The 19656-nt window shown below is 51.6% G+C and carries 15 protein-coding genes; 12 read left to right on the plus strand and 3 right to left on the minus strand.

Annotation, left to right across the window (positions count from 1 at the left end):
* Positions 1-29 precede the first annotated feature (29 nt).
* From EYZ66_RS04530 to EYZ66_RS04570, 9 genes are all read left to right on the plus strand, one after another.
* Positions 30-263: a sulfurtransferase TusA family protein gene (locus EYZ66_RS04530; RefSeq protein ID WP_040816774.1), complete on the plus strand. Its 234-nt coding sequence runs from the start codon at positions 30-32 to the stop codon at positions 261-263.
* Between the two features lie 8 nt (positions 264-271).
* The gene (locus tag EYZ66_RS04535; protein ID WP_009576039.1) at positions 272-1363 is read left to right on the plus strand and encodes an AI-2E family transporter; all 1092 of its coding nucleotides are present in this window, start codon (positions 272-274) and stop codon (positions 1361-1363) included.
* Positions 1360-4227: an insulinase family protein gene (locus EYZ66_RS04540; RefSeq protein ID WP_009576038.1), complete on the plus strand. Its 2868-nt coding sequence runs from the start codon at positions 1360-1362 to the stop codon at positions 4225-4227. Before EYZ66_RS04535 ends, EYZ66_RS04540 begins: the two co-directional genes overlap by 4 nt.
* Before the next feature lie 148 nt (positions 4228-4375).
* Positions 4376-7027: a pyruvate dehydrogenase (acetyl-transferring), homodimeric type gene (gene aceE, locus EYZ66_RS04545; RefSeq protein ID WP_009576037.1), complete on the plus strand. Its 2652-nt coding sequence runs from the start codon at positions 4376-4378 to the stop codon at positions 7025-7027.
* A 20-nt stretch (positions 7028-7047) separates the two neighbouring features.
* Entirely contained in the window at positions 7048-8679 is a 1632-nt protein-coding gene (gene aceF / locus EYZ66_RS04550) for a dihydrolipoyllysine-residue acetyltransferase (protein WP_009576036.1), read from the plus strand.
* Between the two features lie 72 nt (positions 8680-8751).
* A complete protein-coding gene (locus EYZ66_RS04555) occupies positions 8752-9666 on the plus strand; it encodes a D-glycerate 3-kinase, plant type (protein ID WP_009576035.1) in 915 nt (304 codons plus the stop codon).
* Positions 9656-10510 (plus strand): HAD-IIB family hydrolase, encoded by an 855-nt coding sequence (locus EYZ66_RS04560; RefSeq protein WP_009576034.1) that lies wholly within the window; start codon positions 9656-9658, stop codon positions 10508-10510. The genes EYZ66_RS04555 and EYZ66_RS04560 overlap by 11 nt, the downstream gene beginning before the upstream one ends.
* Complete coding sequence (locus tag EYZ66_RS04565; RefSeq protein WP_009576033.1) at positions 10503-11729, plus strand: glycosyltransferase family protein; 1227 nt, start codon at positions 10503-10505, stop codon at positions 11727-11729. Before EYZ66_RS04560 ends, EYZ66_RS04565 begins: the two co-directional genes overlap by 8 nt.
* Positions 11730-11733: 4 nt before the next feature.
* A complete protein-coding gene (locus EYZ66_RS04570) occupies positions 11734-13494 on the plus strand; it encodes a sugar phosphorylase (protein ID WP_009576032.1) in 1761 nt (586 codons plus the stop codon).
* Here EYZ66_RS04570 and EYZ66_RS04575 read toward each other — a convergent pair.
* Both EYZ66_RS04575 and EYZ66_RS04580 read right to left on the minus strand, forming a co-directional pair.
* Positions 13481-14743 (minus strand): glycosyltransferase family 2 protein, encoded by a 1263-nt coding sequence (locus EYZ66_RS04575; protein ID WP_009576031.1) that lies wholly within the window; start codon positions 14741-14743, stop codon positions 13481-13483. The genes EYZ66_RS04570 and EYZ66_RS04575 overlap by 14 nt on opposite strands.
* Before the next feature lie 9 nt (positions 14744-14752).
* Positions 14753-15328 carry a tRNA-(ms[2]io[6]A)-hydroxylase gene (locus EYZ66_RS04580; protein WP_009576030.1) on the minus strand — a complete coding sequence of 192 codons (576 nt, stop codon included), beginning with the start codon at positions 15326-15328 and terminating at the stop codon, positions 14753-14755.
* A gap of 132 nt (positions 15329-15460) precedes the next feature.
* Here EYZ66_RS04580 and fabV point away from each other — a divergent pair, with 132 nt between their 5' ends.
* From fabV to EYZ66_RS04595, 3 genes are all read left to right on the plus strand, one after another.
* Positions 15461-16663 carry an enoyl-ACP reductase FabV gene (fabV, locus tag EYZ66_RS04585; protein WP_160195606.1) on the plus strand — a complete coding sequence of 401 codons (1203 nt, stop codon included), beginning with the start codon at positions 15461-15463 and terminating at the stop codon, positions 16661-16663.
* Positions 16664-16727: 64 nt separating this feature from the next.
* Positions 16728-17486 carry an MBL fold metallo-hydrolase gene (locus tag EYZ66_RS04590; protein WP_009575586.1) on the plus strand — a complete coding sequence of 253 codons (759 nt, stop codon included), beginning with the start codon at positions 16728-16730 and terminating at the stop codon, positions 17484-17486.
* A gap of 32 nt (positions 17487-17518) precedes the next feature.
* A complete protein-coding gene (locus EYZ66_RS04595) occupies positions 17519-19147 on the plus strand; it encodes a long-chain-fatty-acid--CoA ligase (RefSeq protein WP_009575587.1) in 1629 nt (542 codons plus the stop codon).
* Between the two features lie 68 nt (positions 19148-19215).
* On the opposite strand, the gene EYZ66_RS04600 is transcribed toward EYZ66_RS04595, so the two are convergent.
* Complete coding sequence (locus tag EYZ66_RS04600; RefSeq protein ID WP_139042562.1) at positions 19216-19587, minus strand: iron chaperone; 372 nt, start codon at positions 19585-19587, stop codon at positions 19216-19218.
* Positions 19588-19656 lie beyond the last annotated feature (69 nt).

Below are 19656 nucleotides of genomic sequence, written 5' to 3' on the forward strand. Positions count from 1 at the left end.
GGTGAAATGTGGGCATTCAAGAGCGAGCTATGTCAGAAAGCGTAATCGATGCTAGAGGCATGCGATGCCCGATGCCTTTGCTCATGGCGAAGCGCGCCTTAATGGCCGCTCAGGCAGGGGAGCGCGTGCGAGTATTTGCATCAGACCCCGGTTCTTGGCGAGATTTTCATGCCTACGCGAAATTAGCGGAAGAGCAATTAACGGCAGAGCAATTAGGCGAGCAAGAGTTCGTGTATGAGTTCACCAAACAACATTCCTTGTAGGGCCCTGTATGCTGACGATTTTTAGAAAATGGTACGATCGGTACCTGTTTGAGGAAGAATCAGTATTGTTGCTGGTTTTGATCAGCGTGACCCTGTTTTTGATGATGGTGTTGGGTGCCGTAATGGCTCCCATTGTTGCCGCGCTGATCTTAGCTTACTTGGTGCAGGGTGTGTCTACACGTATGCAAAGTGTAGGTTTGCCGAAGTGGATGGGTTTTATCGCGGCCTACGGGCTATTTTTGGCGGTGTTCTTTGGGTCGATTTTGGGATTGTTTCCCCTAGTGTGGCGTCAGCTCGCTACCCTAGCGTCTGAGTTTCCGCGAATGGTTAAGGAAGTCCAAGCGGCTTTGAGTGTGTTGCCTGACAGGTACCCCCAGTTCATTTCAGAACAACAAATTGTCGATTTAATAGCCTCAGTTCAACGTGAACTAGCGCCTGCGGGCCAAAAGCTGTTGGAGTTGTCGTTAAACTCAATTCCCGGCCTATTTGGCGTCATGATTTACCTCATCCTTATTCCGCTGTTGGTTTTTTTCTTCTTGAAAGATAAGGATGTGATCACGGGCTGGCTGTCTGGCCAGTTGCCCAAAGAGCGTCCGTTACTGCGCCGAATTTGGGCTGAGATGGATCTGCAGATTGCCAATTACGCGAGGGGCAAGGCTATCGAAGTTCTAATCGTGGGCTCGGTCAGCTACATTGCGTTCTTAACACTGGGTTTAAATTATGCCGCACTGCTCGGTTTGCTGGTTGGGTTATCGGTTATTATTCCTTATGTTGGAGCAACCCTTGTGACCATCCCAGTGGTGCTGGTTGCGTTCTTCCAGTGGGGTATTGGCAATGAGTTTTATACTGTGCTTGCAGTCTATTTGGTCATCCAAATCCTCGACGGCAATGTGCTTGTCCCCTTGCTTTTTTCAGAAGCGGTTAACTTGCACCCCGTCGCAATCATTCTGGCTGTGTTATTTTTTGGCGGCGTCTGGGGCTTGTGGGGTGCGTTTTTTGCCATACCATTGGCTACCCTAATCAAAGCCATTATGAACGCATGGCCTGTTCCTGAAGCTTACGAATCCATCACCTCAGACTCAACAGGAGACACACTATGAGGCTTACAAATACCCTGTGGTCCTTTGGGCTGGTCGTTGCCCTAGGCGTAGCTCTTGGTTGCCAGCCTGAGGGCGCTCAGCAAGAGGTCGTAGCGCAAGCACCGAGTCAGCCAGTGGTCAGTCCGATCGACGATCGGCAATACCGTGCGCTCGAGTTAGATAATGGCTTGCAAGTATTGTTGGTGTCAGATGCCAAAACTCAAAAGGCTGCAGCGGCGTTAGATGTGTATGTTGGTAGCGGTGACAACCCCAAAGGTCGGGGCGGCTTGGCACACTTTTTAGAGCACATGCTGTTCTTGGGGACAGAGAAATATCCAGATCCCGCGGAGTACGAGCAGTACATCACCGAGCATGGTGGTAACCGTAATGCATACACGTCGTTTGACCATACTAACTATTTTTTCGATGTGAATGCCGAGCATTTCACCGAAGCTTTAGATCGTTTCGCCCAGTTCTTTGTGTCGCCCAAAATGGACGCCGAGTATGTCGATCGCGAGATGAACGCGGTTCAGGCTGAGTATCAGATGGGCTTGAAGTCGGACGGTCGACGTGGACTAGACGTGTTACAAGCGTTGATGCACCCAGAGCATCCCTACAGTCAGTTCTCTGTCGGTTCTTTAGAGTCGTTAGCGGATCGCCCTGATCAACCGATTCGCGCGGATCTATTAGCGTTTTATGAACGCTACTATGTGGCGGGTAATATGCGCTTGGTCGTACTTGGAGCAGAGTCATTAGACGCTCTCGAAGCCATGGTAAAGGCGTCGTTTTCAGAAGTGCCAGCAGGGGATGTGGTTCACGATCCAGTTAACGTATCCATATTCCCCGAGACTTTACTCCCATCCCTTGTAAGCATTGAGCCTACAGCGGCGAATCGAAGCCTCGAAATTATTTTCCCCATTGGTGACTACACTGAGCAGTACCTCAGTGATCCGGCTCGCTACCTTGGCCACCTGTTGGGGCATGAGGGGCCGACCAGCCTGCTTGCGCAACTCAAACGCGAAGGTTTGGCGGAGTCTTTGTCGGCGGGTGCTAGTTTTAGGTGGAGAGGGGGAGCTCTTTTCTACATCGATATTAAACTGACTGAGGCGGGTATCGAGCAGAGCAATCGCATCGTTCAAATGACCCACTCGGCGCTGGCTCATCTGCGTCAAGAAGGCGCGAAGTCTTGGGTGTTTGATGAGCTGAAGCAGCTGTCGGATTTGAACTTTCGTTTTCAAGAAAAAGGTGAACCGATTCGCTATGTCAGTCGCTTGGCAAGTTCGATGCATGACTTCCCCGTACGCGATTGGCTGCGTGGCGGAACCTACCTCGAGCAATTTGATGCCGAATTGACGCAAGGTCTTCTCGATTCTATGTCTCCCGAGAAAGCCTTGGTGACCTTATCGTACCCTGGTATCAAGACCGATACACTTTCACCCAACTATCAAACGCCTTACGCATTGGTGTCCGCTGATGATATTGCCAAGCCCTTGCCGGAAGACGATGCCGCTCTGGCGAATATTGACTTGCCCGCGCCCAATGCTTTTATTGCCAAGAATGTTGATGTCGTGTCTCTCGATGAGACGCCTGCAAAGCTCCCTGTGATGAGCATCGATCAAGGTGTTGCCGTTTGGTTTCAGCATGATGATGAGTTCGAGGTTCCAAAAGGTGCTCTGAATGTGAATTTCCGCTCTGCCTTGGTGGGACAGTCGGTGGAGGTTGATATGGCTTTGGAGCTTTATACTGCTCTGGTAAGCGATCAGGCGAATGATTTTGCGTATGCCGCCCAAATTGCAGGGCTGCAGAGCTCGGTTTACCGCCACTCTCGAGGCATTAGCATGCGAGTCAACGGTTACAATGACAAGCAGGTTGCGTTGCTTCAGCGACTACTCGCGGTCATGCAGGCGATGGAGTTTAGTGAAGAGCGATTTAACAATCTTCGGGCCGAGCGTGTTCGTCAGATTGAGAATAAATCGGCACAGCGACCCGCGAGCCAAATTATGGGCGCGCTGCGAGAAGCCTTGAATCATTCTTCTTGGAGTGACGATCAACAGCTTGCCGCCTTACAGAATTTAACGCTTGGCGGTGTTAAGAGCCAAGCAGCTGCCTTTTGGGACTCTGTGAATGTCGAGGTTCTTCTCTACGGCAACTACGTCGATGAGGATGTTGTCGCCGTGCGTTCAGCTCTAGGTTCCTTAGTCCGCGAGGGTTCGGTTGATTTGCCAGCTCTCGGGGTGACCAATCTTGATCAGGACCAGCGTCAACAGTTAACGCAAGAGTTAGAGCACGACGACGCGGTTGTCAGTTGGTACATTCAAGGTAGCGATCGCTCGGTTCAGCAACAGGCCTTATATGCCTTGACCGGGCAGGCGCTTAAATCTGGATTTTTCCAGCAGCTGCGAACTGAGCAGCAGCTTGGATACATCGCTAGCGCTTTCTCTTGGCCTCAGAGCCGTGTGCCGGGTTTGGTCATGATTATTCAATCGCCCAGTCATTCAAGCTTAGATGTCCGAGACGCAATCGCAACGTTCTTGCAGGCGGTGCCGAGCGATATCGATGAAGCCGCGTTTAATCGTCATCGTCAGGCCTTGGTGGCCGAGATTAACGAGCCGTTTAAAAACTTGTGGGAGCGCGCAGAGTTCCTGTGGCAATCCCTGGGCGAAGGAGATCACACTTTTAGCTCGAAACAGGATTTAGCGGACGCGGTGTCAAAGATCTCTTACTCTGATTGGCTGGCGTTCTTCAAAACACAGGTTTTGGAAACGCACAGATCGTTGTTGGTCGTTGCGCCGGGTAAGTTTGATAAGCGGCCGGCCGAGCCAATCGAGCACAAGCAGCCAGCCGAGGCGAAATTAGCCAATAAGCGCTTTGCTATTGAACTTTGAGTTTGAAAATTTACTACGTCGAATGGGTCATAAATTACACGCTGACGTCTAAGTTTGACCCATTTTTATTGAGCTTTTGCGTGGTTTTGTAATATTATTACATTTTGCCGCGATCCTGCGGCGATCCTCAGTTCGGAGACGATTAGGCATGATGCATGATGTAGACCCCCAGGAAACACGCGAATGGATTGAGGCCCTCGATGCCGTAGTTCGAGCTTCGAGCCCCGAGCGTGCTGGGTTTTTGTTACGTGAGTTGGCAAAGCATGCAACGCAAGAGCGCTTGCCTCTGCCGCCCGCAATTACTACACCTTTCCGCAATACCATCCCCGTGTCTGAAGAGAAGGTCATGCCCGGTGATTTGTTTATGGAACGCCGTATTCGCTCACTGACTCGCTGGAATGCGCTGGCAATGGTGATGCGAGCGAACGACAATGACGAGGGTTTGGGTGGTCATATTTCGAGTTTCAGTTCTAGTGCGACTCTTTACGATGTGGGCTTTAACTATTTTTTCCGGGGTAACGAGAATGGTCAGCTGGGAGACCTGGTGTTCTTCCAAGGCCACAGTGCTCCGGGCGTGTATGCCCGCTCGTATCTTGAAGGCCGCTTGAGCGAAGAGCAGCTAGATAACTTCCGCCGCGAAGTCGACGGTAATGGCTTATCGTCTTACCCGCATCCTTGGCTGATGCCCGATTACTGGCAGTTTCCTACCGTTTCGATGGGGCTTGGGCCGATTCAGGCGATTTACCAAGCGCACGTCATGAAATACCAACAGAAGCGCGGCTTAGTGGATCACGGCGATCGCAACGTCTGGTGTTTTATGGGTGATGGTGAGTGTGATGAGCCCGAATCTTTGGGTGCCATCTCACTGGCGGGTCGCGAGGGACTGGGCAACCTGACGTTTGTAATCAACTGTAACTTGCAGCGCCTAGACGGACCTGTGCGTGGTAACGGCAAAATTATCCAAGAGCTTGAGGGTGTTTTCCGTGGTGCAGGTTGGGACGTCATCAAGGTTGTTTGGGGGCGTCGCTGGGATCCTTTGCTCGAAAAAGATGAAACCGGGTTGTTACAAAAGCGCATGGATGAGGTTTGCGACGGCGAGTTGCAAAACTATAAATACAACGGCGGCGCTTACACTCGAGAACATTTTTTCGGCAAGTATCCGGAACTTTTAGAACTGGTTTCCGATCTGTCAGATGAAGACATCATGTATCTTAATCGTGGTGGGCACGATCCTTACAAAATTTACGCTGCCTATGCACAGGCTGTGTCTCAGCGCGAACGTCCGACAGTGATTCTAGCCATGACCGTCAAGGGTTATGGCACGGGGGAGGCGGGCGAAGCAAATAACGAGACCCACTCCCTGAAAAAACTGGATATGGATAGTCTTCGCGCGTTCCGCGACCGCTTTGGTATCCCCATCAGCGATGAAGAGCTGCAGCACGTCCCCTATTATCGCCCGTCGCCGGATAGCCCTGAAATTCGCTATATGATGCAGCGTCGCCAAGAGCTGCAGGGCGTTATGCCAAGTCGACACAGCGAGGTTGAGCGTTTACAGATCCCTGCGATTGAGGCCTTCAGCTCGCAGCTGGCCAGTAGTGGCAAGCGCGAGGTTTCTACAACGATGGCCTTCGTACGAATTCTGTCGACCCTGGTAAAAGATAAGCAAATGGGTGAACGCGTTGTGCCCATTGTACCTGATGAGGCGCGGACCTTCGGAATGGAAGGTATGTTCCGTCAGTTGGGTATCTACTCTTCGGTAGGGCAGCGCTACACGCCGCATGATGCGGGTCAGATCATGTTCTATAAAGAAGATGAGCGCGGCCAGATCCTGGAAGAAGGTATTAACGAAGCGGGTGCGATGAGTGCGTGGTTGGCAGCGGCAACGTCCTTTTCGACGAGTCGCTTGACGATGGTGCCCTTTTATATTTTCTACTCCATGTTCGGATTCCAGCGTATTGGTGATTTGGCTTGGGCTGCTGGCGATAGCCAGGCGCGTGGCTTCCTGATTGGTGCAACCGCGGGACGGACTACACTGAACGGTGAAGGTTTGCAGCACCAAGATGGTCACAGTCATTTAATGGCCTCTACCATCCCAAACTGCGTGAGTTACGACCCGACGTATGCCTATGAGCTTGCGGTAATTATTCAAGACGGTCTGCGTCGAATGTACGAAGCTGGGGAGAACTGCTTCTACTACATTACGACAATGAACGAGAACTACCATCAGCCCGAAATGCCCAAAGGGGTGGAAGAGGGCATTTTAAAAGGTATGTACCCTCGCGCTGTCTCGAAAAAGCGGGGTAAAAAGCGCGTGCAGCTGATGGGCGCAGGTACCATTTTGCGTGAGGTGGAAGCTGCCGCTGAAATACTGGAACAAGAATACGGGGTGGCGGCCGACGTGTGGAGCGTCACCAGTGTGAACGAATTGGCTCGCGAGGGTCGTGCTATTGAGCGCAGTAATCGATTAAATCCGACGGGTGAGAAAAAAACCCCGTATGTGACTGAGTGTTTGTCGCAGCGTTCAGGTCCTTGCGTAATAGCGACCGACTACATACGTGCGTATTCAGAGCAGTTGCGAGCTTTTGTACCCGAGCGTTTCGTGGTGCTGGGAACGGATGGCTATGGACGTAGCGATACTCGATCGAAATTAAGAGATTTTTTCGAGGTGAGTCGCGAATGGATCGTTCTCGCGGCGCTCAGCGCGCTGGTCGACGAAGGCGTGCTCGATGCCAAGGTTGTTGTAGAAGCCATGCCAAAGCTGGGTATTTCTGCAGCCAAGCTTGACCCCATGACGGTGTAACGAGGTTAGGACAGAGTACTATGGCAAAACAACAGGTAATAGTGCCCGACATTGGCGCGGATGCAGCTGAAGTTATCGAGTGGATGGTCCAGGTCGGAGATGAAATCGCTGTCGACGACAGCTTGCTCGTATTAGAGTCTGATAAGGCTTCAATGGAAGTACCATCGACTCTGGCAGGAACGGTAGTCGAACTTTTGGTGAACATCGGCGATTCCCTAAGTGAGGGTGCAGCGATCGTTTTGGTCGAGACGGCCGATGCTGCAGAGCCCGCGCAGGTCGCGGAAGAGCCGGCTGAAACCAATAAAACTGAAGCTGCCGTTCAGCCTGAGGTACAAGAGGCTTTGGTTGAGGCGCCCAACAATCAGCCGGTAAGTGCCGGGAAGCACTCAGTGCTCGTGCCTGATATTGGTACAGATGATGCAGTAGAGGTTATTGAACTGTCTGTCTCGGTCGGGGATGAGGTCGAGGAAGGCGACACCCTTCTGGTTCTGGAGTCAGATAAAGCGTCGATGGAAATTCCCGCGGATGCATCAGGCAGAGTGTTGGAAATTGCTGTGGCGGTGGGTGCTTCATTGAAGCAGGGTGATCTCATCGGTGTGTTGGAGGTTGCGGGCCGTGTAGACGCACCACCAGCGCGTGCTCAAGAACCAAAGCAAGAAGCCGCGCCGGCTGCACCGGCAGCGCCCAAAGCCGTGCCTGAGCAGCCTAAAACAGCGCCTGTAGCGAAAGCGACTGCATCAAGCTCTGAAGTGGTTTACGCAGGACCCGCGGTACGTAAGCTCGCGCGGGAGTTTTCGATCCCACTAGAACAAGTCAGTGGTTCGGGTCCTCGCGGGCGTATCCTGAAAGAAGACTTGCACACTTTCGTTCAGCAACGCCTGTCGAAGCCTGAAGCGGCGACTGTGAGCGTTGGCGCGGGTATACCTGCTGTTCCAGCGGTGGACTTTTCGCAATTTGGGCCTGTCCGTGAAGAAGCGCTCAGCAAAATTGGCAAAGTCACAGCGGCAAATATGCAGCGTAGTTGGCTCAATGTGCCGCATGTTACTCAATACGATGATGCCGATGTCACTGACTTGGAAGCGTTCCGGGCCAGCCTAAAAGACGAAGCGGCGCGCAAGGGTACCAAGCTCACGCCCCTTCCTTTCTTGTTAAAAGCCTGTGCCGTCGCTTTGAAGGACAATCCTAAGTTCAACGCGTCATTGTCAGCGGACGGTGAGTCGATCATCTACAAAGAATACGTGCACATTGGCTTTGCAGTCGATACCCCTGCGGGACTACTGGTGCCTGTCATTCGCGACGTTGACAAGAAAGGGCTTTGGGAGCTGGCCGAGGAAGTCCTGGAACTAGCCGCCCTAGCGCGTGATAAGAAACTTAAGCCAGCACAGATGCAAGGTGCCTGTTTTACGATTTCTAGTTTAGGCGCTTTAGGTGGTAAGGGCTTTACGCCTATCGTCAACGCTCCCGAAGTTGGCATTTTAGGTGTGTCTAAATCGTCCGTACAACCCGTGTGGGACGGTTCTAGTTTTGTGCCTAGGACCATGCTGCCACTGTCGGTATCCTACGATCATCGCGTGATTAATGGGGCAGACGGTGGTCGCTTTATGAACCAGGTCGTCGCTTTGTTATCGGATATCCGTCGACTGACTTTGTAAATTCATTAGCCATTCTGGCACGAATTCTGCAAGCTTGACATCAAGCGTGTAGGAAACAAGCGAGAATGGTTGATGGCACAAGGCCCCTTACAAGGCATATTACCGTGGCAAGCAGACTTTATAGCCACCCACAGACTGCCGCCTGAGTACGTTGTTCAGATCGAGACGGTTTTTTCAGACCGGGTGGCCCAAGATGCGCTGCACCGAATTGGTGCAGATGGGCCCAACTTGTTGGGCATCTATGGTGCCCAAGGTTCGGGTAAAAGTACCTTAGCCGCCTATCTCGCCAAGCGCCACGAGTCTGTCAGCTTTGGGTGCTGTGCTGTACTATCCATCGACGATTTTTATTTAACGAAAGCACAGCGTCAGCAACTGGCACTCGAGGTTCACCCTCTGCTACGAACCCGCGGTGTTCCGGGGACGCATGACACAGCCTTACTCAAGTCCACGCTCGATCGTTTAGCTCATTTCACAGGGCCCGTATCCATTCCAAGGTTTGACAAACTGGCCGATGATCGTGTGCCCGAAACTCAGTTCGATACAGTTACCTCAGCGCCCTCTCTGGTTATTCTTGAGGGTTGGTGTGTGGGCATACCACCTCAAGATAGCGCAGATTTAACTGAGCCCTGCAATAATCTTGAGCGAATCGACGATTCCGCGGGTGATTGGCGCCAGTTCGTCAACACCAGCCTAGAGCGCGATTATTTACCGATATGGGGCCAACTTGACGAGTTGTGGGCCCTGTTGGCACCCGGATTTGAAGTGGTAAACGACTGGCGCTTAGAGCAAGAAGTTCGACTTGGTGCCCAGAGGGCTCAAGCGATTATGACGCCCGAAGAAGTTGCACGCTTTGTACAGCATTACGAACGTTTGACGCGTTCGTCACTGAATTCCATGCCAAACCTGGCAGATCTGTGCCTGTGGCTAGATCCTCAACGAGCAATTACTGAAGTCACAGAAGGAAAACGGCGGTTTTATGAGTGTTAATTTGATGGTGGTTACCGATCTCGACGGCACTTTGTTAGATCACTATTCCTACGATTTTAAGCCCGCTATGTCGGTCGTTTCTTCGCTAAAACGCTCGGGTATCCCGCTTGTATTCAACAGTTCTAAGACGCATGCAGAGATGCGTTATCTGCAGGATCAGATGGGCCTGCTTGACCCCATGATCTGTGAAAATGGCTCGGCGATTTATCTGCCAAAAGATCGTTTTCGGACCGCCCAATCCGCGTGGGAGGATCACGGCGATTTTTGGCGAATCTCGCTAGCCAAACCCCGCGAACACTGGCTACGCATATTGGCGGAATACCCCGACCAAGGGTCGATCTTGAGTTTTTCAACTATGGGTATTCAAGGCGTGATGAACACCACAGGGCTCGACTGGGCTGGGTCAGAGCGCGCCTCGCAGCGGGAATATACCGAGCCTTTGATGCCTCCTGCTAACAATGAAATCAAACAGGATCTTATTACCTATCTGAACGGGAAAGGTGCTTTGGTGCAGCAGGGTGGGCGTTTTATAACGGTCGGTGATTCCGTTGATAAGGGCCGAGCTATGGAAACCTTGGCGTGTTTTTGGCGCCAAGAGTACGGTTTGCCCGTGCGGACACTGGCATTGGGTGATGGCTTAAACGACGTGGCCATGCTCGAAAAGGCAAACCGGTCCGTGTGGATACGGTCTCCAGTGAACCCAATCCCCGATCTCGTCAAGCAAAAAGACTGGCACATAACGCAAGAATGCGGTCCTAAGGCTTGGGCTGCTGCCACGCAGATGTGGCTGGAACAGCACAGTCACCTGGTAAACTCAAATAAAGTTAAGGAACACTATGGCTGATTTTTATCAAAATGGTATTGTCACGACCTTGCATAATTTACGCGCAAGACCAGTCGATGCCCTCGAACAAGAATTAGAGCATTTTGCCAGGAAACGGCCTTTGGGTTTGATTTTGCCATCGCTGTATTCGGAACTTGAGGCGCCGGCCTTGGGAAACATCGTTAAAGAGCTCCAAAAAGTATCGTATCTAAATCAGATTGTGGTGGGGCTTGATCGAGCCAGTCCGGCCGAGTACCAGCATGCATTGCGGTTCTTTGAACGATTGCCTCAGCATCATCGTATTTTGTGGAATGATGGTCCCCGGTTAAAGGCGCTTGACGCTGAGCTAGAGGCCTTGGATCTTGCTCCCAAGGAATTGGGCAAAGGGCGCAATGTTTGGTATTGCATGGGTTATGTGTTGGCCTCCAATCGCGCCGAGGCGGTGGCCTTACACGACTGTGATATCGTGACCTACGAGCGCGATTTGCTCGCAAAATTGATCTACCCCGTAGCTCATCCCATGTTTAACTATGAGTTTTGTAAGGGCTTTTACGCTCGAGTCGCAGACGGCAAAATTAATGGTCGCGTGAGTCGGCTCTTGGTCACCCCCTTACTCCGCGCAGCTCAAAAAGTGTTGGGTAACATTGAGTATTTGACCTTTATGGACAGCTTTCGCTACCCCTTGGCAGGCGAATTTTCTTTCCGTCGAGATGTGTTGACGGATCTACGAATTCCCAGCGATTGGGGCCTAGAGATCGGAGTGCTATCTGAGATGTACCGCAACTATGCTAACAATCGTTTGTGTCAGGCAGAGATCGCTGACCACTACGACCACAAGCATCAAGACTTGTCCGAGAATGACTCGCAGGCCGGTTTGTCTCGTATGTCGATCGATATCTCTAAGGCCTTGTTCCGTAAGCTGGCGACCCAGGGCGTTACCTTAAGTCCTGAGATTTTTCGTGCCATTAAAGCGAGCTATTACCGCATTGCACTGGATTTTGTCGAGAGCTATCGCAACGACGCCATCATGAATGGCTTAACGGTCGATATTCATGCCGAGGAGCGTGCGGTCGAGTTGTTTGCAGATAACATCATTCAAGCGGGCGAAGTATTTCTGGCGCGACCCAAAGAGCGGCCGTTTATTCCCTCGTGGAACCGTGTGATCAGCGCTGTCCCTGATGTGCTTGAGCGCTTGTATGAAGCTGTCGAGCTAGATTACTTGGATAATCGCGGAGGTTAACCCTATGGCTTTGATATCGCCCTTTGAGCATCTAACAGAGCGCGTTAAGCACTTGCTGCATCAAATTTATGGGGATGTTTCGGGTGATTTTGATATTGAAGGGCTCGTGGAGAGTCTCCTGGCAGAAATGCGTCTTAGTGAAGAGTCTACCCAACCCCTGGCGCATAAAAATGTTTGGAGCCAACACGATGCGTGGGTCATTACTTATGGGGATACGATCGTTTCTGAGGACGAAAAACCCCTCATGACGCTGGGGCGATTTCTGGATCGGAATTTGTCAGGGGCCATTAACGGTGTGCATGTGTTACCGTTTTATCCGTACAGCTCTGATGATGGTTTTGCCGTACTCGATTACTCGAGTGTGAATGAAACCCTCGGGTCGTGGGACGATATTCAAGCCCTAGCGTCGCGCTACTCGTTGATGGCTGATTTGGTCATTAATCACTGTTCGAGTCGTTCGCTGTGGTTTCAGAATTTTCTGAAGGGGGTGCACCCCGGCGCTGATTATTTTTACACCGCCAGTCCAGATGACGATCTGAGTGCCGTGGTTCGCCCGAGAACCTCACCCCTGTTGCAAGAGGTTGAGACCGCATTAGGTACGCGGCATGTGTGGTGCACCTTTAGTCACGATCAGGTCGATTTGGATTTTCGTAATCCCGAAGTACTGCGGCAATTCGTATCCATTATTCGGTTCTATTTGGATATGGGAGTACGAATTTTTCGCTTAGATGCGGTGGCATTTTTATGGAAGCAGGCCGGTACGCCCAGCATCAACTTGCCGCAGACTCATGCTGTCGTGCGGCTGCTGCGTGAACTCATGGAGCATGCCGTCTCCGAGTCAGTGATCATTACCGAAACCAACATTCCCAACATCGAGAACTTGAGCTACTTCGGTAATGGTAACGAAGCGCATGGGGTATATAACTTTAGCTTGCCGCCTCTGCTGTTACACGCCTTGGTCGGGGGTGATTGCACGCATTTGAATCAATGGATGATGGGTATGCCGCCCGCTAAAACCGGGACAACTTACTTTAACTTCATTGCATCGCACGATGGCATTGGTTTGCGTCCCGCAGAGGGTTTGTTGGATGATGACGAGCTCCAAAGCCTCATAACCGCGATGGAGGAGAGAGGCGGGCGTTTATCGAGGCGCAGCACGGCGGACGGAGACTCGCGTGTTTACGAAATCAATATTTCATTGTTTGACGCCTTGTGTGATCCGGTCGATGAATCCATCGACACCGGCATAGAGCGAATGGTCTGTGCTCATGCACTGATGTTCGCGTTGGCGGGTATCCCCGGCATTTATATTCACAGCTTGCTCGGTACTCGCAATGACTACGAGCGATTGGAGCATTTAGGCTATAACCGTGCCATCAATCGGCGGCAATGGTCTGAGTCGGATTTATTGGCGCAGTTAGGTGATGAGTCCTCAAGTCATGCGCGAGTTTTAACAGACCTCAAGAATTTGTTGAGCATAAGGCAGCGACAATCGGCGTTTCATCCCAACGCAGCGCAGTTTTTGTTGCATCTTCATAAAGAGGTGTTCGGGTTTTGGCGAGAGAGTCTTGATGGCCGTCAACGCATTTTTTGCTTGTTTAATTTGGCAGGAACCACCCAAGAAGTGCATATGGCTGATTTGAATTTGGTGGAGCCTTATTGGGTGGATCTGATATCGGGGCAAGACCATGTGGATCGTAACCAGCGAGTATTGTTGAGGCCCTATCAAAGCTTGTGGTTAACAAATTTACCTAATCATCAGTAAGAGTTTGGTAGCAGAGCGCGCGCAGGTTTTGGCTTGCTTCTGAGGGATTGAGAGCCGCGTTTCCTGATTGCACCGACCACTCATCAAAACTTAATAAGCCCGTCTTTGGCGGTGCTAGTTGATGGATAAATTTAAGCGTTCTGAACCCGTCAAACCACAGGTGCAACTGTCGCTGAAATTGCTCGGGGGTTGGGCCGTGCCTTTGGCAATGCGCCAAAGCTGATTCGACCCCCAGTGTTTTGAGTGCCGTTATAGCCTCTTCTGGCAAGGCGGCTGTCAATGCGTCGAACGTCTGGGCGCCCGAGGCGATGTTCGCTAAAAAGCCTTTTAGACTCTCAAAAACCCTCGGAGGATAAAATATCTGAGTGTTCAGGGGAGTCGCCTCATCGCTCAAGGTGTTTACACCTTGCCCCGTGCCGAATGGCGTTCGGTCTGAGCGCCTGGGTGACAACATAACGGTCGACGTTAAGCCGAGTGTTCGGATTTTGCCTAACTTATTGGTCTTGTTTAACAGATAAAAATCTTCACCCGCAGCTCGTTTGGGTATGCCGCGAACCTGCGCGTAGGCTTTAGCGCGTATCGCCATGCAGCTACCAATAGAGTGATGCGCGTAAGGTGATTTTGCGTATAGGAGTCCGGCCACATAATGATGCAACTTAACTTCATACAAAGCCAATGCCAGTTGCTCTTCTGGCAATTCGGCCTGGCTATGACTAAATGGGTAGACAACCGCGGGTGTATCGATTTTGGGTTCGGGCAAGGCCTCAAAGTAGGTTTCGGGTAGACGGGCGTCGGCATCGGTCATGGCAATCCAGTCGCTTTGGATGAGTCCATGGACATGCCATTTTAAAGCAACATCTGCGGCGAGTTTGCGTGCAAGACCGACACCCTGTTTGGGGTTAAAGCCCGGTTGATTGGTGCTACGGTCAACCAGCAGGATATGACGGTTGTCGCCATCGAGTGTGATGAGTCGATCATGAGGGCCCAGCTCGAGGCTCGGATGTTCGCAAGGCAGCGATTCAACCAAGCTGATATTAAGACCACTGTCACGTCCCCGTGGGTGATTTACGACCAGTATGATCAGTACATTCGCAGTTTTGGGTAGCGCCTCAATAAACGCGGACGATTCATTGAAGCAGGGGATGCACACTACCCATTGCCACTGATACGTGCGCTGGCCTTGTTCAGGCGGGGCTGGAAGATTCGGTTCCGCGTAGCGGCTGAGGTACTGCTGGATGCTTTTGTGCACCACTGAGACCTAGTGTAAGGCTGCGCGCAGGGGTATTGACCTGACAATATCCGCCTCGATATCGAGCAGCTCCTGCCAGCGCTCATCGACCTCGACTTGAGGTAAATACAAATAGGCTAGATTTAGGAACGTCTCGTAATGGCGTTCTTCTGAACGAGCGATCGCGGTATAAAACTGCTTGATTCCCGGTTCTTCTAATGCCTCAGCCACAAGGCCAAAGCGCTCGGCGCCTCGAGCCTCTATGATGCTGGCGGTAAGAAGCCGGTCCATCAAGTAAATGTCCTGACCCTGGCGGATACTTTTTCGAAACTCAATCACGTAGGGGTCCTTTGTGTCCGCCGCCGTAATAAGACCTCGGGCGTGGATCCACTTAACCACCTCCCGATAATGGCTCAGTTCTTCAACAGCTAGGTCGGCCATGGTGCTGACCAGTTCGACTTTGTCGGGGTAGTGGCTCAGCATAGAAATAGCCATGCCCGATGCCTTTTTTTCTGCGGCGGCATGATCCAGCAAAAACTCGTCAAAGTCGGCCAATACAGTTTTAACCCACTCGGGCGAGGTGGCGTAGCGCAGAGGTGAAGTCATCGGTGATCCTTGTGTTGGTCAGCGCGTATTGAACGAAAAATAAGCGCCAAACTCAAGGAGTGCGCCTGTTTTGGTAGGCTGTGTTAGACTTGCGCCAGAATTACAGTTTGCCCGATTTACAAGGAATACAGCATGGTTATTAAACCTAAGGTTCGCGGATTTTTATGCACCACGACACATCCGGAGGGATGCGCCGAAAACGTCCGTCGACAAATTCGATATACTCAATCACAAGGCGCTATTGAAAATGGCCCGCAGCGCGTTTTAGTGATTGGTGCGTCCACTGGCTATGGCCTTGCCTCGCGCATTACAGCGGCCTTTGGTTGTGGCGCGAGTACCTTAGGTATTTTCTTCGAGAAACCCGGGACCGAGAAAAAGCCAGGCACTGCGGGTTGGTATAACTCAGCCGCGTTCCATGACTGTGCTCAAGAAGAAGGGCTGTACGCTAAAAGTATCAACGGTGATGCCTTCTCAAACGAGCTAAAACAGCAAACTATTGATGTTATCCGAAAAGATCTGGGTCAAGTTGACTTAGTGGTGTATTCGCTCGCGGCACCTCGCCGAACTCATCCTGATACGGGCGTTGTGTACTCTTCGACTCTAAAGCCCATTGGCGCGGCTTGTACTCAAAAGGGTGTGAATACCGACAAAGAGAGCATTCAAGACTTCCACTTAGAGCCCGCAAATGAGGAAGAAATTGCGAACACAGTGGCGGTTATGGGTGGCGAAGATTGGCAGATGTGGATTGATGCTTTAGACGCCGCTGGCGTTCTAGCTGATGGTGCCAAGACGACTGCATATACCTACATTGGCGAAAAGTTAACTTGGGATATTTACTGGCATGGCACCATTGGTGCGGCCAAAAAAGATTTGGACAAGCGCGTTGTGGATATTCGCGCCAAATTGGCGGCGAAAGACGGCGATGCTCGAGTGTCTGTGCTAAAAGCCGTAGTGACTCAGGCCAGTGCTGCAATTCCCGCTATGCCCATTTACTTGGCCATTCTATTCAAAGTGATGAAGGCGAAAGGCGTACACGAGGGTTGTATCGAACAAATCCAATATTTGTTCCGTCACGGTTTGTACTCTGCAGCGCCCGATATGGACGATGAGGGGCGGTTACGTGCCGACGCTAAGGAGCTCGCTGACGATGTTCAAGCGGCTGTCGCCGAGGCGTGGGAGCAAATTGATACCGATAACTTGAATACGCTGTCTGACTTTGCGGGTTACAAGCGTGAGTTTTTGCAGTTGTTCGGTTTTGAAGTTGAGGGTGTCGATTATGACGCCGACGTTGACCCTGTGGTTGATATTGATGGACTGATTGAACCCAATGTTTGAGCCCGGCATAGCGCTTCAGCTGTCGCCCCTTGTTCGGCGGATAACAGCACCTAACGCAGGCCCGATGACAGGGCCTGGCACCAATACCTATCTTTTAGGCACCGACCAGATTGCGGTCATTGACCCGGGCCCCGCAATCGATAGTCATATTGATGCGATTATGGCGGCAAGCGCTGGGAAGATCGGACAAATTTTTTGCACGCATACGCACAGTGATCATTCGCCTGCCGCTGCAAAGCTAGCCGAACTCACAGGGGCTGAGCTTATTGGAGCACCGCCACCTAACGATCCCTACAACGATCAGACATTTAATCCTGCGGTGAGTGTGTTTGACGGCCAACGCTTCGAGGGTCCTGACTTCACTGTGTTGGCTGTGCATACCCCCGGTCATGTCGGTAACCATTATTGTTTTTTGCTGGAAGAAGAGGGCATGGTCTTCGCTGGAGATCATGTGATGAACGGTTCAACGGTGGTGATTATTCCCCCCAGCGGCGACATGAAACATTACATCGAGTCCCTGCAAAAACTGGCGCAACTACCTTTGCAGGTGATCGCGCCCGCGCACGGTGATTTGATTGGCGCGCCCCTAGATGAGATTAATGGCCTGATCGCGCACCGACTCAAGCGCGAGGCTAAGGTGGTTGAGACCCTGGAGCGAATCGGTGCCAAGACGATCGCCGAGATGGTTTCAGCCGTATATGATGATGTACGTCCCGATTTGCATACCTGGGCCAAGTTGTCACTGGAAGCACATTTATTAAAATTAGAGGTCGAAATGCGAGTCAGTCGCTCTTCCGATGAGCGTTGGGCACTGATAAAGTAACCGCTGTAAACATTTAACAATAAGGAGTAGCGATGAATGGTTTAATGATGAGTGTTTCACTCAATCTGAGGTCGATTATTGAACACGGTACGCGAGTCAACGGTGACGGTGAAATTGTATCGGTGACTCGAGACAATCCTCGCCATCGTTACACCTATAAAGACGCGTTCACACGGGCGAACCAACTTGCTTCGGCGATGTCTTCCTGGGGCTTAGAGCCCGGTGATCGCGTCGCAACGCTCGCCTGGAACGACTACCGACACTTCGAAACCTACTACGCAGTAGGGTGCTCTGGTTACGTGACTCATACCATCAACCCACGTTTATTCCCCGAGCAGTTGGTGTTTATCATCAATCATGCTGATGATCAGTACGTATTCCTGGATGCCGACTTTGTGCCTTTGGTGGAAAAAATCGCCGACCAATGCCCAGGCGTAAAAGGCTACGTAGTGATGATTAGTGAAGATCAAATGCCAGAGACCACGCTTCCCAATGCAATGTGCTACGAGACCTTGGTGGCATCTGCCGCCGCCGATTACGAGTGGCCCGATGTCGACGAAAACGCTGCCTGCGCCTTGTGCTATACCTCGGGCACAACGGGTAATCCCAAAGGTGTTTTGTACTCACACCGTTCGACCATTCTGCACGCGTATGCCGGCTTAATGCCGGATGCGATGGGTCTGGGGCAAGCCGATGTCATTTTACCGATCGTACCGATGTTCCATGTGAATGCGTGGGGCTTGCCTTACGCTTGTCCGATGATTGGCGCCAAAATGGTGATGCCAGGCAACAAAATGGGTGATGGTGAAACACTCGCTGCATTAATTAACGAAGAAAACGTGACTTTCTCTGCAGGCGTTCCCACCGTCTGGCTCAGTCTAATTAACTATCTGAAGCAGTCCGGCATGCGCGTAGAATCGTTACGTCGCGTTATCGTGGGCGGCTCGGCGTGTCCCTTATCGATTATGGAAGATTTTGATACCTATGGCGTGGAGACCCGCGTCGGTTGGGGTATGACTGAAATGAGCCCCTTGGGTACGACTAACCCCAGTATGGACATTCGCGACGAAATTCCAGCGGATGAATTCGCTAAATTGCGCTTGAAAGCTGGACGTCCAATTTACGGCTGCGAAGTCAAAATTACGGATGACGATAACAACGAATTGCCATGGGATGGCGTAGCTTTTGGCTCGCTCAAAGTGCGTGGCCCTTGGATTTGCAGTGCGTACTACAAATTGGACGGTAGCTCAGCGCACGGTGAGGACGGATGGTTTGAAACGGGTGATGTAGCGACGATTGATCCCCGTGGTTATATCGCCATCACTGATCGAACCAAAGACGTGATCAAGTCGGGCGGTGAATGGATTTCATCGATCGACGTCGAAAACGTGGCGACGGATCACCCGAAGGTGGCAGAGGCGGCAGTGATCGGTCGTATTCACGACAAGTGGGGCGAGCGGCCTTTATTGATCGTGGTACGAAATGCGCAAGGCGCTGATTTGACCGCTGAGGAGATTACCGCGTGGTTCGATGGTAAGATCGCGAAGTGGTGGACGCCGGATGCGGTTGAGTTCATCGATGAGATGCCACACACTGCAACCGGTAAAATCCAGAAGACGACGTTGCGCGATATGTTTGCTGACTTTACGTTCTCACGTTGAGTCAGCATGTTGGCTCAGAAGCCCGCTCTTTGCAGCGGGCTTTTTTGTATCAGCCTAAAGCGCCAGCCCTAGCGCCATTTAATGCCTAACGAGTTTTTCTCAAACACTCGCAACTCGGCGATTGTTGTCACTAATGTGCTAGGGATGGGTTCGTTGATGGGGAACTTGATGGTGTTTTCCGAGTATTCGTGTGAACCGAGTTGGTTTTGCAGTTGCGCCACAACCGAGGGGGTGGGGTGCAAACTAATGTGGTTTTTTGCTGCCGCATAGACAAACAAGATGCCGTCATCCACTAAGGCGGGTTTACCCCATTTCAGCAGGTCCTGAGCCTCTGCTACCGTCGCTCTGAGATAGCTCTGGAGTTCTCGCAATCGTTGCTGTGCGTTAGGTGGTTTTGACGCGATATAGTCTTCGACGGATGCAGGCTTCAATGTTCTCACGCTTGGCTTGTTCGGATCGCTTCAGTCTAACGTGTTTTGCTCAATAAAAAAGCCCAGTAGCCTAAGCTA

Source organism: Aequoribacter fuscus (assembly GCF_009910365.1).
GTDB classification, from domain to species: Bacteria; Pseudomonadota; Gammaproteobacteria; order Pseudomonadales; family Halieaceae; genus Aequoribacter; species Aequoribacter fuscus.